The sequence below is a fragment of the Pseudomonas sp. PIC25 genome (assembly GCF_002286785.1).
Classification (GTDB): domain Bacteria; phylum Pseudomonadota; class Gammaproteobacteria; order Pseudomonadales; family Pseudomonadaceae; genus Pseudomonas_M.
On sequence record NZ_MUJY01000130.1, the window covers coordinates 1 to 14,140 of the forward strand.

Here is a 14,140-nt window from a genome sequence, read left to right on the forward strand (position 1 = left end):
AGGTGATCAAGCGCATGGCCTACGGCTACCGGGACAGCAGCTTCTTCTTCATGAAAATCAAAGCCGCTTTCCCCGGTAATCCGTGAAGAACCTTTTTTTTGCCCGCAAAACGGCGAATTCCTACCGGGCGCTTCGATGCTTCCATGTACTGTCAGGGGTTGCTGCCTGGCTGCCGGCCAAGGCACGCTGGAGCCTGGCCCGAGGTAGGCCGCCGTCGCTCGTTGAAACATGTCGAGGGAATCGTGCGCATCATGATCGTGGGGTGGGTATTGGTGGGGTTGGCCGTGGGCGGCATTGCCGCATGGGCCATCAAGGGGGCGAAACCGGCGCAGCAGAAATCGCCCGAGCCAGCACGGGTCGAGGAAGTGACGGCAGCCGAGGTGGATCGGTTTCTCGCACCTTATGCCGACCGGTTGCAGGCCTCACGCCGGCCGCTGGCGCGGGTCGTGCTGGAGCCGCTGCCCGGCGACGATCCGCAGGTCAGCAAGGTAGGTGGGCGTGCCTGGTGGCCCAAGGGGGAACCGGCGCCGGTCGACGAGCGCGGCGCGCCGCTGCATCTGCTGGCCCAGGTGAATTTCGCCGAGCTGCCGCCGATGCCCGGCTACCCCCGGCGGGGCCTGGTGCAGTTCTTCATCGCCGCGAACAATTTCTACGGCGCCAACTACGAGGGCGACCTCACGCCGTTGGCGCTATCGGTACAGCGCAACTTCCGAGTCGTCTACTGGCCGGATGTTTCGACGGAGGGAGACGCCCTCCTGCCCCTGGGCGGCGACATGCTGCCGCACAATCCGGCCAAGCCACGCCGCATGCGCTTCGAACCGGGCGAAGAGCCGCTGACCGTGAGTGACTACCGTTTCGGCGCGTTGCTGGGCGGTGACGCCTATGCCGCTGTCGAAGCCTATGGAAAGGCGCAGCGGCTTTCCGCCGAGGGCTTGTTCGACGCACTGTGGGAACGCCATGCCGGCGGAGGGCACAAGGTCGGCGGCTACCCCGGCTTCGTCCAGACCGACCCGCGCACCGGCGGCGACTGGGAGTTGCTGCTGCAACTGGATTCCGACGACGAAATGATGTGGGGTGATGTCGGCGTGGGCAATTTCTTCATCGCTCCGGTCGACCTGGCGCGTAGCGACTTCAGCCGGGTGATGTACACCTGGGATTGTCACTGAGAGGTGGGGGCGGTGTGAGGGGGAGGGCATCCTTGCCGACCCTCACCGCTGTTCGCTACTTGGCTTTCCCTGCTTCGAGGATCGGCATGCCGGCTTCGGTGGGGATGTAGATGCGTTCGCCCTTGCCGTCCTGCAGCCCCTTGATCCAGATATAGCGCAGGTATTGTTCGTTGTTCTTCAGGGATTCACCGATGATGCGGTTGGCCTCGGCGGCAGCCTTGGCGCGTTCGATATCGGCTTGGCCTTCGGCTTTGGCGCGCACGACCTGGGCGCGCCCTTCGGCTTCGGCCAGGGTGACCTTGGCCTTCGCCTGCATCAGTGAAGCCTGCTCCCTGGCCTTGGCTTCTTCGATGAGAATCTGCTTGCTCCACTCGGCTTCCTTGAGCGCGGCGATGCCGTCGAGTTCGAGCTTGTAGACCCGGTACTTGGGCCAAGCCCAGAACGCCAGGACCACCAGCAGGATGGCGACGAGGGCGAGCATGGCGAGAAATCCGAAGGCGGCGGCTTGCTGGTTGCGGTACATCCGATGTCCTCTGAGCAGGGAATGAGTGCTGGCGCGGAACGCTAGCGATCTGCCATCGCCCTGTCCAGAGGTCTATGGAGAAGTTGCTTCTCGCTCCTCGGAAGCGATGCAGTGCCGAAAACGAACACGCCGCCATGATCGGCGGCGTGAACGGCAGGGGGCTTTTAATCTGGTTTAAAGGCTGTCAGTTGTGGCCTTTATCTGCCAACGAGAAGACCAATGCTTTAACTGCTAGGTCTGCTGTGTACTGGAACTCAACCACCGCATTGGGATGAGTGGCTTCATTCAATTCATAGGCATCCCAGCCGCCTGTTTTCCCAATGGGTTTCGGCAGCGACGTCGGCCCTTGGGATTCGTGGGGCTCACCAAACTGCCTACGTACCTCTGGCTTTTCCATATGCGAAGCAAACGGCTGGGGTAGTTCCCCGCGGTAGGCCGGTCGATTCGGCACAACCTGAAGCAACGCGATAGAAATGCTCTCTAGCCGCTTGGTTCCTTCGTGGAAACTCAGACCTAACCCTGGCTCTATATCGAGATGAAATTGATCGTCTTGCTCGAAAATTTTCCAGGGCTTGATTGCAGGTACGACGCCTGAAGACAAAAGGTCTTCATAGCTGCGGCCAAGAGCCTTGATATAGCTGGTCATTGCTGCTGCGGTTGCCATTAATACCACCCTTGTTCTTCGTGAAGGCTATGAAGCTTGCTGCGTGCGTCTTCGATGTCCGCCTCCGTATAACCTTCCGCCAACAACCCCACGCGAACTGCGTCGAAATTGCTATCTACCGCGCTTCGCAGATCGGAAGCATCCTTGATTTGCTTGCTCTGCGAGTTTCTGCCGCCAAAGGTCTCACTGGACCTCTGGTGCACCTTATTGGGGATGGCGATGCTGGGCGCATTTTTGATTAGAGCCTCAACCTCCCAGGGAGTCATGCGAGGGTGCTTATCTAATAAGTATCGCTTCAAAGTAGCTTGCGCCGGAATATGGTCGATATCGAGTCCATCCTTGCGACTTCGGCCACTGAGATCGTTATACGGCCCCACTTCCAGCGGCCGTACCGCCGGCTTGGCGAACACGATATAGACCGGAGGAACGCCTGAGTCCGCGGGGAACGTCAGCACACAATCCTGCCAAGTGATGTCGTCGCCGGCCGGGTATACCTCGATCTCGCTGTCGAGCTGGTCTGGGATCGGGTGGACCAGCAGCGTCTCCACCGGTTCGGTAGGCAACGGGAAGATCAGGGGCTCAGATGGCAACGGACCATTGTTCGGCGTCCAGATGATGGTAATCCTGCCGACGTGGGCCTCCATCGCGGTTTGGTCGGCATTCCATGTCACCGCCACCGTGGGCACGCTGGCCACGCCCGACAGCGCGCTGGTGTGAATGCCATAGACCTGGATCGAACCATCCGGCGCCTTGCGGAACTGGAAACGTACCCGCGTGGTTGCTGCGCTCAGCATCGCCAGTTGTTCGGTGGTGTACAGCGTCGAATCGCCGATATCGCGCGGCCACATTGCCAGCAGTAAGGTGCTGGCCGCCGTACCGGCCGCGGCTCCAAGCGCCTCAGCCGCCCCCGCCAAGCCACGAATGGCCCAGCTCCCCAGGCTTTCAACCGAACCGCCGGCCAAGGTGCCGGACACCCGACCGAGCAGCGCCGCCCCACCAGGGGTGACGGCGTCAGTGGTGCCCAGCAGGGCAATGGTGCCGAAGTTCCGGGCTGACTCGGTACCCTTTCCGGCATCGGTCGAACCGATTGGCACCGAGACGCAGGACTTAGCAAAAACGCACGGATCGGCGGGCGAGAGTCCGTGCACATCATTGGCAGGGATGCTGGTGGTGAACTGGCTGACATAAGAGCCGTCACGAATCGCGCCGGCCCATATCTTGGTTGCGGCTTCTGCCTTGACCGCCAAGTCCGGCGCAATAGCGACCGATGCCTTCACATCGGCCATGACGGTGTTCTGTGTGGCAATCAGTCGATTGCTGCCGAATGGACATCCGCATTTGACGGCATGGCCGTGGGTGGCCAGGGCAAGGTATTCGTCGATGACGGTGGGGTTGCCTTCGGCAATGAAACCCATGCTCTTGCAGGCTGGGCACCATACGGGATCGCTGATCCGTGCGGCTTTACGGTACTCGATGGTGTGGGTGGAAGAGCCGGCCACCACGATACCGCCCGTGGTGGTGGGGTCGCCTTCCCTGATGACAAAAGCCATGGTCGTCCCTCGTTGGCATTTGGAGCGGGGAGCCTATCCATTCGCAGGCCGACAACGCGTACGTCCGGTTCACTAACCTGGGGTGACTTGTGTCAAGTTCGCTGCATTCGGCCCAGGCAGCCCGTGCGGTGAGTAGCAGTTATCGCCGGTCGCACGGCTCCGCCATCCTTGCCGATCTTCACGCTCCGGCCTATCCTGCGCCGGCCACGGTCAATCCCGTGGCCGGGTTTGACAGCTCGAAGTTCCAGGCGCGATTGCGCCTCCCAGCGCATGCGAACGCTCCGTGAGTGATTGCAGGCGTGGGTGCATCTGCGGTTTTCTTGACCGCAACGCTTTATGGCAGATCGCGTGGGGAGACCCTAGTGGTCTGCCGGATCCTGGACCCGGTCTGTCAACCCTGCGCGGTCTGCCACCCTTGTTTGACAGCATCGGTGGCAGCTCCTTAACCAGTCCAGGAGTTCCACAAACATGCACGAGGCATTTTTCCCCCTTACTTTCCACCGCTACAACCGTCCTCTGCGCGGGCTGATGATCGAGCGTCAGCCTTGGTTCGCCGTGCGGGATTTCGGTTTGCTTATCGGTCATCGCCACCCTGAGCGCATCTGGCGGCTGATGGATGAGGATCAACGTCGGACTGCGCGGTTCTCCCATGCCAGTGGTGACGCGGAAGAGGTTCAGTTGATCAGCGAGTCCGGCATCTACCGTGCCCTGTGCCGCTTTACCCACCCGGAGAACCGCAGCCTGCGCCGTTGGCTCACCCACGAAGTGCTCCCTGCCTTGCGTGACCATTACGCCCATAACCAGGACGGGCCCAAACGAACTTTGATGCAATGGGGTGCCCAACAGGTTTGCCTGCTGGAGTGGCAGGGCAACTGGTGGGTCCCGCTGGATAATTTTCCGGCTGCGGCGAGGCTGGCCAGGAAAAGCTGCCCCGGTTTTCGTCTGCGCTTCTGGCGGTAGAGCCCGAGGAGTCAGGTGTGGGGTAAGGGTGTTCCTCCCTCCTCACCCCTCACGCTCCAACACCCTGATCCGCGACAGCAGTTCGTCCCGGTCGATGTAGCAGCCCTGGAAGTGCCGGGTGCCGCTGCTCGGGTCGAAGGCGTGGCGGGCGTGGAGGGTGCGGCGGTTGTCGAAGCACCACATCTGTCCGGCTTCCAGGCGCCGTTCCACGCGAAAGCGCGGCTCTCGGGTGAGGGCGATGAAGTGGCGGTAGGCGCGGTACAGCGCGGGCATCTGCCGGGCCGGTGCGTCGAAAGGGCCGCGCAGGAAGTTGGCAATGCGGATTTCCGTCACCGCGCCGAAGGTGTCGAGGGCGATGATCGGAGCCCGGCAGCGGTAGTCGCTGTGGCGATCCTTGTTGCGGAATTCCACCGGCACTTCGCAGAGCGTGCGGAAGTCGTCCGGCGCTTCGCGGCGCAGGGCTTCGGCGATGGCGAAGCCGTCGACGAACAGGCTGTCCCCGCCCACCGCGTCGTTGACCAGGCAATGCAGGAATTGCAGGCCCGGTTGCAGCTCGCGGGTCGGCAGGTCGGTGTGCAGCGGCAGGTTGAAGGCGGTGTAGGCGTTGCTGTCGGCGTCGGCCCGGGATTGCACGTTGAACAGTACGCCGAAGTTGCTCTCGCGGATGAATGCGATGCGCCGGGCGATGTGCTGCAGGGTGCCGGGTTCGGTGGGCATGCCCTGGACCAGGGTCAGGCCGGTGTCGCGCAGGGCCCGCAGCCAGTCGAGCAGTGCGCGGTCGTCCTCCATCACGACGGCGTAGTCGAACACCGGCAGGTGCTCATTCAGGCCCGCCGCCCAGATCCGGCTGCGCGGGCGCTCGCGCAAGCGCTCCTCGCGGGACAGGTCGTCGTAGGCGTGGGCGCGCAGCCAGCCAGGGTGGAAGCGGCTGACGTGGCCGTCCTGCCAATCCACTCGCAGTGCGCCATCCGCTTCGATCCGGGCCTGCCGGGGTTGGAGATTGGCCGGTACATCGACGATTTCCAGCACCTGTTCGCGAGTCACCGCGTAAACGCATTGGGCGCACGGGCAGTTGTCACGCAGCCAGAGGTAATGGAAGGGGCTGACGCGGGTGTCGCTCCATTCCACTTCCAGGTGGTCGGTGTGCGGGCGCAGCGCGCTGAGCCCGGTGCTGACCGGGTAGCGGCGATAGTCGGCGATGTCCGGGGATTCCAGCGGGTCTTGCGCGAGGTTCATGGGGGCTCCTTGGGTCGGTTCAACGGAGGAAGAGGCGCAGAGCGGCGAGCAGCTCGGCGAACAGGTCATCGACTTCGAACGCCTGGCCACGGGCGCGCAGGCAGCCGTGAACCAGACCGTGGCCGGGGTGAAAGCGCACGGGCACGCCGGCGTCGCGCAGCCGGTCGCGGTAGAGCAGGCCGTCGTCGTGCAGCGGGTCGAATTCCGCCACGCCGATGAAGGCGGGCGGCAGGCCGGCGAAATCCGTGGTGGCCAGTGGCATGGCGTAGGGATTTCGATGCTGCTGCGGATCGGGCAGGTAATGCGCAAGGCACTGGATCAGGTCGTCACGGCTGAGCAGAGGGGCGTCGGCGCATTGGTGGCGCGAGGGCAGATCGTCGGCACCGAGGGCCGGGTAGATCAGCGCTTGGGCGCAGGGCAGGGCTCCGCCGCCATCGCGCAGGGCCAGGCAGAGGGCCGCGGCCAGATTGCCGCCAGCGCTGTCGCCGGCCACGGCGATGCGCGCCGGGTCCAGGCCGATGGCGGAAGCGTCGGTATGCAACGCATGCCAGACCGCCCGGCAGTCGTCGAAGGCGGCCGGAAACGGATGCTCCGGGGCCAACCGATAGTCCACGGCGATCACCACGGCCTGTAACGCCAACGCCAGCTCGGCGGTGAGGAAGTCATGGGAGTCCAGCCCGCCGAGCGTCCAGCCGCCGCCGTGCAGATAGAGCACGCCGGGGCGATTCGTGACGGCGTTGGCCGGACGGTAAATCCGCACCGGAACATCGGCGAGGCGCCGCTCATCGATCTCCAGCCCGTCCGGTCGCGACGGGGTGAAGGCGGCGCACAGCGCGGTGTACGCATCACGCAGAGCGGCGAGACTGCCGTCGCGGGGGACGAAGCCCTGGCTGCGCTCGACGAAGGCGGCCATGGCCGGGGAGAGCAGGTAGCGGCTGCCCATGGTCAGCCCGGCAGGCCAATCACCCGGCCGACATAGACGGGCCGGGGCAGGGCGCGATGGGTTCCAGCCAGGGCTTCGATGCGCGCCAGCACCGGCGCGGCGAAGGGCGCTGAGCGCGGCCCGGCGAGTTCGACATGCAGCAGCATCTGTTCGCTGGCAGCGAGTGTTTCGTCCTGCCCGGCACGGTGCAGGCTGTGGTAGAGCTGCAGGCGCTTGCGGTCGTGGGCGAGGAGTTGGGTGCGAACCTCCACGGCCTCGCCCTGCTTCACTTCGTGCAAGTAGTTGAGGTGGCATTCCAGGGTGAACAGGGAATGGCCGCTGGCCTCGCGCCCGCTGCTGTCCAGGCCGATGTGGTCCATGAAGGCGTCAGTGGCATAGCTGAACAGCAGCAGGTAGAAGGCGTCGCGCAGGTGGGCGTTGTAGTCGACCCATTCGGCGAGGATCGGTGTCTGGTAGGTGATGAGCGGGGCGTTGCTGGGCATGACGGGTCCTTTTCGTTCAGGGACGATTCTCATGAGTGGAGCGCAGTGCCGCGCTCACTCGGCGAAGGCGAAACCGTGCCGGGCCTTGGTCTCCCTGATCGCGCCGAGCACGGCCAGCAGGCAGTCGTCGCGGTAGCGTTCCAGTTCGGCGATGCTGCGCTCGCCCTGCTGTTCGGCGGTCCCTTCCACCACGCGGTCGATGAGCTGCTCGGTGAGCGCCGGCGCCGGCAGGTAGGTCCAGGGCAGTTGCAGTGCCGGGCCGAACTGGGCCATGAAGTGGCGCATTCCGGCATTGCCGCCGGCCAGGGTGTAGGTGAGGAAGGTTCCCATGAACGACCAGCGCAGGCCGGCGCCGAAGCGGATCGCGTCGTCGATCTCGCCGGTGCTGGCTACGCCGTCGTTGACCAGGTGCAGTGCCTCGCGCCAGAGCGCTTCGAGCAGGCGGTCGGCGATGAAGCCGGGGACTTCCTTGCGCACGTGCAGGGGGCGCATGCCGAGGGCGGTATAGACCTGGATTGCCGCCTGCACGGCTTCGGGGGCGGTGTGCTGACCGCCGACCACTTCCACCAGCGGCAGCAGGTAGACCGGGTTGAACGGGTGGCCCACCAGGCAGCGCTCCGGGTGCACCGCGTCGGCGTAGAACTCGCTGGGCAGGAGGCCCGAGGTGCTGGAGCCGATCAGTACGTCCGGCCGTGCGGCGGCGCTGATGCGGGCGTGCAGGTCGAGCTTGAGGTCGAGGCGCTCCGGTGCGCTTTCCTGGATGAAATCGGCCTCGCGCACGCACTCTTCGATGGTCTCGACGAAGTGCAGGCGATGCTGTGCCGCGCCAGGGGCCAGGCCCTGCTTTTCCAGCGCCGGCCAGGCATTGGCGATGCGTGCCCGCAGCGCGGTTTCGGCGTTGGGAGCCGGGTCCCAGGCGATCACGTCGAGGCCATGGGCCAGGGCGCGGGCGATCCAGCCGGCGCCGATCACGCCGGTGCCGAGGGCAGCGAAGGTCTTGAGGTCGGTAACGAAGGTGGGCATGAGGGGGTTCCTGGAGGCTTAGGTGGTTGTTTTCAGTTCGGTGGGGAAGCGTGAGGAGTGAGGAGAAAAAGCGACTCCACATCGGGTTGAGTGAGCGCACTCCTCACGCCTCACCCCTCACGCGTGCCGCTTGAGATTCATCTTCCGTCGCCCCTCGGCCGGGGTGAGCGGGCGGGCACCCATGCGGGTGATGATCTCGATGACCCGCTCGACCAACTGGCCGTTGCTCGCCGGCACGCCCTTGTCCAGCCACAGGTTGTCTTCCAGGCCGACCCGCACATTGCCGCCGAGCAGCACCGCTTGCGCGGCCATGGGCATCTGCATGCGGCCGATGCCGAAGCCGGCCCAGGTGGCGCCGGGCGGCAGGTTGTCGACCATCGCCTTCATGGTGGTGGTGTCCGCCGGTGCGCCCCAGGGGATACCCAGGCAGAGCTGGAACAGCGGGTCCTCCAGCAGGCCCTCCTTGAGCAATTGCTTGGCGAACCATAGGTGGCCGGTGTCGAACACCTCCAGTTCGGCCTTCACCCCTAGCTCGGTGATGCGCCTGGCGCCGGCACGCAGTTGCGCCGGGGTGGAGACGTAGATGAAGTCGCCGTCGCCGAAATTCAGGGTGCCGCAATCCAGGGTGCAGATTTCCGGCAGCAGTTCCTCGACGTGTTTGAGGCGTTCCAGCGGGCCGACCAGATCGGTGCCCGGGCCGAAATCCAGTGGCCGTTCGCCCTGGCCGATCTGCAGGTCGCCGCCCATGCCGGCGGTGAGGTTGACGATGATGTCCACGTCTGCCTCGCGGATGCGCTCCATCACTTCGCGGTAGAGGGCGGTGTCGCGGCTCGGCTTGCCGGTCTCGGGATCGCGGACGTGGCAGTGCACCACGGTGGCCCCCGCCTTGGCCGCCTCCACGGCCGCCGCGGCGATCTGCCGGGGCGTCACCGGGATGGCCGGGTGCTTGTCCACGGTGTCGCCGGCTCCGGTCAGGGCACAGGTAACGATGACGTCATGGTTCATGTTCGCTTTCCTTCGGGTGTTCGGCGCCGTCCCGGCGCAGGCCGGGAGGCGGTTTCAGGGATCGATTGGGCGGGGCGGCTGCCGGACTCAGGGCGCCAGGCTGGCCTGCAAGGTCTGCGCGGCGTTGCGGCCGTCCAGGGTTTCCACACCGGCGAGCCAGCGTTGCAGGTCCTCGGGGTGGTCGCGCAGCCACTGGCGGGCAACGTCCTTCGGCTCCTGGCGTTGCATGATCGGCACCATCAGTTGGCTTTCCTGGTCGGCGGTGAAGGTCAGGTTGGCCAGCAGGCGGCTGACGTTGGGGCAGCGCTCGGCATAGTCGGGGGCGGTGACCGACCAGACGGTGGCGGCGCCTTCGTTGGGGCCGTACACGTCCTCGCTGCCGGTCAGGTAGGCGATCTTCATGTTGATGTTCATCGGGTGCGGCTTCCAGCCGACGAACACCACCCACTCGTTGCGCTTGATGGCGCGCTGCACGGCGGCGAGCATGCCGGCCTCGCCGGACTCGACCAGTTGGAAGTCGCCGAGGCCGAAGCGGTTGCTCTCGATCATGGTCTTGATCGCGGTGTTGGCGCCGGTGCCGGGCTCGATGCCGTAGATTTTGCCGCCGAGCTTGTCCTTGAACCTGGCGATGTCGGCGAAGGTCTTCAGGCCGCCTTCGGCGACGTACGCCGGCACCGCCAGCGTGGCCTGGGCGTCGGCCAGGCTCGGCTCGGCCAATACCTTCACCTGCCCCTGCTCGACGAACGGCTTGATGTTGGCGTCCATCGCCGGTTTCCAATAGCCGAGGAAGATGTCCAGGCGGTTGTCGCGGATGCCAGCGAAGATGATCTGCTGCGCGGCGCTGGTCTGCTTGACCTCGTAGCCCATCTCTTCCAGCAGCACCTGGGCCATGGCGCTGGTGGCGATCACGTCGGTCCAGTTGACCACGCCCATGCGGACTTTCTTGCAGGCGGCTGGCTCTGCGGCAAACAGCGGGCCGCTGGCGAGCAGCAGCAGGCAACAGGCGAGCGGACGGATGAATCGTTTCATGGTGGCTCCCTCGAATGGCTGATTGTTTTTCTGGTGGGTGGAGGCCGGCTGGTGTCCACGTTACGCAGCGCACCGTGGCGCGAAACGCACTCGGGCGACCAGCTATTGCACGGTGGCGACCTGTTGGTTGCCAAAGTGCCAGCGAGTCGGGTAATCAGGCTTAACGCCGACCTTATGAGCGTCGTCATGGCCCAAGATTTCTGGTTCCTGCTGTTGCCCGGTTTCTCGGTGATGGGCTTCGTCTCGGCGGTGGAGCCGCTGCGGGTGGCCAACCGCTTTCGCGGCGAGCTGTACCGCTGGCATGTGATGAGTCTGGACGGTGGTCCGGTGCTCGCCAGTAACGGCATGTCGCTGAATGCCGACGGCGCGCTGGAGCCCTTGGCACGGGGCGATACGCTGCTGGTGGTGGCCGGCTTCGAGCCGCTGAAATGCTACGGGCCGGCTCTGGAACGCTGGCTGCGCAAGCTCGACCGCGACGGCGTGCGCCTGGGCGGCATCGATACCGGCGCCTTCGTGCTGGCCGAGGCGGGTCTGCTCGACGGCCATCGCCTGACTTTGCATTGGGAGGCGCTGGACGCTTTCAAGGAGTCCTACCCGCAATTGGAGGCGACCCAGGAGCTGTTCGAGATCGACGGCTCGCGCATCACCTCGGCCGGTGGCACCGCATCCATCGACCTGATGCTTGACCTGATCGCCCAGACCCACGGCAGCGATCTGGCGGTGCAGGTGTCCGAACAGTTCGTGCTCGGCCGCATCCGTCCGCGCCAGGATCACCAGCGGCTGCAGATCGCCAGCCGCTACGGGGTGAGCAACAAGAAGCTGGTGCAGGTGATCGGCGAGATGGAGCGCCACACCGAGCCGCCGCTGACCACTCTGGAGCTGGCCGAGCGTATCCAGGTGACCCGCCGCCAATTGGAGCGGTTGTTCCGTGTGCACCTGAAGGACACGCCGTCCAACTTCTACCTCGGTCTGCGCCTGGACAAGGCCCGCCACCTGCTGCGGCAGACCGACATGAGCGTGCTGGAAGTGAGCCTGGCCTGCGGCTTCGAATCCTCCTCCTATTTCTCCCGCAGTTACCGCACGCGCTTCGGCTGCAGCCCGAGCCAGGACCGGACGGTGCTGCCGAAGCGTGGCGGGTGAATCCAGGCTGTAGGGGGCGAATTCATTGCGATACCGAGCTGTGCAATCGCGTCAGAAGCTCAGCGTGACCAACTCGCACTTCGAAGTCTTGCCGCCGTCGTAGTCGTACACGACGCGCAGGTTGTCCCCCTTCGAATTCAGGATCGGCAGCAGAATCTGCCAGCGGTTCGGATGGCCTTCCGGTTCCTCCGCTACTTTCTTGTGGATTTCCAGCTCCAGGTCGCCGGGGGTGTTGATGCCGTTCGCCGGGCCGCGGGAGCGGGCCTGGCTGTAGAAGTGGAAGCCCTTGTCCACCCACTGTGGCGGCAGCATGTTATTCCAGGCGGTGTTGGTGACGTTTTTCCAAAGCTGGTCGGTCTTGCCGCTCAGGGTGAATTCGTAGGGGCAGGGGCCGGCCACCGCCTGGCCGGCGAACAGGGCGAGGGTGGCGCCCAGTGCGGCGAACAGGCGGCAAGTGGAAGCGTTTTGTTGGGAATGTCGGAAAACGTGCATGAGAATCTCCTTTTCGTGCTCGAATGGCGAGCCAACTGGCCCGCCTGTTCAGGGGAACGTCCTGGCGGTGCGTTTGTGACGTCTTTGCGGCGAACGGTCGGTCGCGGATGTCGCAGCTTTGACGCTTTCGGCAATTCCCCGGTCGTTTTTGCACCGGGGCGACCCGCCCCCCGGGGATAAGCTGCCCCCAAAGCCACGGCAACCGAGCCGGGGCACGACATTAGAGGGGACAGCCTGATGAGCCCAGCCGAACTGCACGCCGACAGCATCGTCATCGATGGCCTGATCATCGCCAAATGGAACCGCGAACTCTTCGAGGACATGCGCAAGGGCGGCCTGACCGCGGCCAACTGCACCGTGTCTGTCTGGGAGGGCTTCCAGGCGACAGTGAACAATATAGTCGCGAGCAACAAGCTGATCCGCGAGAACAGCGACCTGGTGATCCCGGTCCGCACCACTGCCGACATCCGCAAGGCCAAGGAGCAGGGCAAGACCGGCATCCTCTACGGCTTCCAGAACGCCCACGCGTTCGAGGACCAGATCGGCTACGTGGAGGTGTTCAAGCAGTTGGGCGTGGGCATCGTGCAGATGTGCTACAACACCCAGAACCTGGTCGGTACCGGTTGCTACGAGCGCGACGGCGGTCTTTCCGGCTTCGGTCGCGAGATCGTCGCCGAGATGAACCGCGTCGGCATCATGTGCGACCTGTCCCACGTCGGCTCCAAGACCAGCGAGGAAGTCATCCTCGAGTCGAAGAAACCGGTCTGCTATTCCCACTGCCTGCCGTCGGGCTTGAAAGAGCACCCGCGCAACAAGTCCGACGAAGAGCTGAAGTTCATCGCCGACCACGGCGGCTTCGTCGGCGTGACCATGTTCGCGCCGTTCCTGGCCAAGGGTATCGACTCGACCATCGATGACTACGCCGAGGCCATCGAGTACGTGATGAACATCGTTGGCGAGGATGCCGTCGGCATCGGCACCGATTTCACCCAGGGCCACGGCAAGGACTTCTTCGAGTGGCTGACCCATGACAAGGGTTACGCCCGCCGCCTGACCAACTTCGGCAAGATCGTCAACCCGCTGGGCATCCGCACCGTGGGCGAATTCCCCAACCTCACCGAGACCCTGCTCAAGCGCGGCATGCCCGAGCGCGTGGTGCGCAAGGTGATGGGTGAGAACTGGGTACGGGTTCTCGCCGACGTCTGGGGCGAATAAGGGCTCAGGACTTTCGACTGATCGTTCCCATGCTCCGCGTGGGAATGCAGCCCGTGACGCTCCGCGTCACAGAAGCGGACGCAGAGCGTCCAGTGAGGCGCTCCCACGCAGAGCGTGGGAACGATCAAACCCACATGCGCCGAACGGCACCGTAACACTGATTCTGGAGTTCCACATATGTCCACCCACGCCCCCGAAATGCCCATCCTGGTCGACGACGAAACCGGCGTCTGGACCACCGACGCGCTGCCGATGCTCTATGTGCCGCGCCACTTCTTCGTCAACAACCACATGGGAATCGAAGAAGAGCTGGGCGCCGAGCGCTACGCCGAGATTCTCTACAAGGCCGGCTACAAGTCCGCCTGGCACTGGTGCGAGAAAGAGGCCGAGTGCCATGGCCTGGTTGGCGTCGAGGTCTACGAGCACTACATGAAGCGCCTGTCGCAGCGCGGCTGGGGCCTGTTCAAGATCGAAGAGATCGACGTCGACGCCGGCACCGCCCGGGTCCGTCTCGACCACTCGGCCTTCGTTTATGTCTACGGCAAGTGCGGCCGCAAGGTGGACTACATGTTCACCGGCTGGTTCGCCGGCGCCATGGACCAGATTCTCGCAGCCAAGGGCAGCCCGATCCGTACCGTCGCCGAGCAGGTCTACGGTGCCTCGGAAGAAGGCCGCGACCACGGCCTGTTCGTCGTCAAGCCGCTGTAACCGG

16 protein-coding genes are annotated in these 14,140 nt (G+C 64.6%); 5 read left to right on the forward strand and 11 right to left on the reverse strand.

Annotation, left to right across the window (positions count from 1 at the left end):
- On the reverse strand, positions 1–230 hold a 230-nt coding region (locus BZL41_RS28860), incomplete at its 3' end, for a hypothetical protein (protein WP_218224534.1).
- Between the two features lie 21 nt (positions 231–251).
- Between BZL41_RS28860 and BZL41_RS16135 the strand changes: the two genes are divergently transcribed.
- Positions 252–1,166, forward strand: coding sequence for a YwqG family protein (locus tag BZL41_RS16135; protein WP_256578172.1), 915 nt, complete (start codon positions 252–254; stop codon positions 1,164–1,166).
- A 55-nt stretch (positions 1,167–1,221) separates the two neighbouring features.
- Here the strand turns inward: BZL41_RS16135 and BZL41_RS16140 are convergent, their stop codons facing one another.
- The 3 genes from BZL41_RS16140 to BZL41_RS16150 all read right to left on the reverse strand — a co-directional run bounded on the left by BZL41_RS16140 (position 1,222) and on the right by BZL41_RS16150 (position 3,903).
- On the reverse strand, positions 1,222–1,689 hold the full coding sequence (locus BZL41_RS16140; RefSeq protein ID WP_095600251.1) for a hypothetical protein: 468 nt from the start codon (positions 1,687–1,689) through the stop codon (positions 1,222–1,224).
- A gap of 184 nt (positions 1,690–1,873) precedes the next feature.
- Positions 1,874–2,353, reverse strand: a complete 480-nt coding sequence (locus BZL41_RS16145; protein WP_095600252.1) for a DUF6392 family protein — start codon at positions 2,351–2,353, stop codon at positions 1,874–1,876.
- On the reverse strand, positions 2,353–3,903 hold the full coding sequence (locus BZL41_RS16150; RefSeq protein ID WP_095600253.1) for an S-type pyocin domain-containing protein: 1,551 nt from the start codon (positions 3,901–3,903) through the stop codon (positions 2,353–2,355). Before BZL41_RS16150 ends, BZL41_RS16145 begins: the two co-directional genes overlap by 1 nt.
- A gap of 468 nt (positions 3,904–4,371) precedes the next feature.
- Between BZL41_RS16150 and BZL41_RS16155 the strand changes: the two genes are divergently transcribed.
- Complete coding sequence (locus tag BZL41_RS16155; RefSeq protein WP_095600254.1) at positions 4,372–4,863, forward strand: Bro-N domain-containing protein; 492 nt, start codon at positions 4,372–4,374, stop codon at positions 4,861–4,863.
- Positions 4,864–4,905: 42 nt separating this feature from the next.
- On the opposite strand, the gene BZL41_RS16160 is transcribed toward BZL41_RS16155, so the two are convergent.
- From BZL41_RS16160 to BZL41_RS16185, 6 genes are all read right to left on the reverse strand, one after another.
- A complete protein-coding gene (locus tag BZL41_RS16160) occupies positions 4,906–6,099 on the reverse strand; it encodes a gamma-butyrobetaine dioxygenase (RefSeq protein WP_095600255.1) in 1,194 nt (397 codons plus the stop codon).
- Between the two features lie 19 nt (positions 6,100–6,118).
- Complete coding sequence (locus BZL41_RS16165) at positions 6,119–7,042, reverse strand: alpha/beta hydrolase (RefSeq protein ID WP_095600256.1); 924 nt, start codon at positions 7,040–7,042, stop codon at positions 6,119–6,121.
- A gap of 2 nt (positions 7,043–7,044) precedes the next feature.
- On the reverse strand, positions 7,045–7,524 hold the full coding sequence (locus BZL41_RS16170; RefSeq protein WP_095600257.1) for a thioesterase family protein: 480 nt from the start codon (positions 7,522–7,524) through the stop codon (positions 7,045–7,047).
- A 54-nt stretch (positions 7,525–7,578) separates the two neighbouring features.
- Positions 7,579–8,547, reverse strand: coding sequence for an L-carnitine dehydrogenase (locus tag BZL41_RS16175; RefSeq protein ID WP_095600258.1), 969 nt, complete (start codon positions 8,545–8,547; stop codon positions 7,579–7,581).
- A gap of 117 nt (positions 8,548–8,664) precedes the next feature.
- Positions 8,665–9,552 carry a 3-keto-5-aminohexanoate cleavage protein gene (locus BZL41_RS16180; protein ID WP_095600259.1) on the reverse strand — a complete coding sequence of 296 codons (888 nt, stop codon included), beginning with the start codon at positions 9,550–9,552 and terminating at the stop codon, positions 8,665–8,667.
- 87 nt (positions 9,553–9,639) lie between these two features.
- Complete coding sequence (locus tag BZL41_RS16185) at positions 9,640–10,581, reverse strand: choline ABC transporter substrate-binding protein (RefSeq protein ID WP_095600260.1); 942 nt, start codon at positions 10,579–10,581, stop codon at positions 9,640–9,642.
- Between the two features lie 186 nt (positions 10,582–10,767).
- Here BZL41_RS16185 and BZL41_RS16190 point away from each other — a divergent pair, with 186 nt between their 5' ends.
- The gene (locus tag BZL41_RS16190; protein WP_095600261.1) at positions 10,768–11,721 is read left to right on the forward strand and encodes a GlxA family transcriptional regulator; all 954 of its coding nucleotides are present in this window, start codon (positions 10,768–10,770) and stop codon (positions 11,719–11,721) included.
- A gap of 51 nt (positions 11,722–11,772) precedes the next feature.
- On the opposite strand, the gene BZL41_RS16195 is transcribed toward BZL41_RS16190, so the two are convergent.
- Positions 11,773–12,213 carry a hypothetical protein gene (locus BZL41_RS16195; RefSeq protein WP_095600262.1) on the reverse strand — a complete coding sequence of 147 codons (441 nt, stop codon included), beginning with the start codon at positions 12,211–12,213 and terminating at the stop codon, positions 11,773–11,775.
- A gap of 237 nt (positions 12,214–12,450) precedes the next feature.
- Here BZL41_RS16195 and BZL41_RS16200 point away from each other — a divergent pair, with 237 nt between their 5' ends.
- Both BZL41_RS16200 and BZL41_RS16205 read left to right on the forward strand, forming a co-directional pair.
- Positions 12,451–13,428, forward strand: coding sequence for a dipeptidase (locus BZL41_RS16200; protein ID WP_095600263.1), 978 nt, complete (start codon positions 12,451–12,453; stop codon positions 13,426–13,428).
- A gap of 177 nt (positions 13,429–13,605) precedes the next feature.
- Positions 13,606–14,136, forward strand: coding sequence for a 4-vinyl reductase (locus tag BZL41_RS16205; protein ID WP_095600264.1), 531 nt, complete (start codon positions 13,606–13,608; stop codon positions 14,134–14,136).
- Positions 14,137–14,140: the final 4 nt, after the last annotated feature.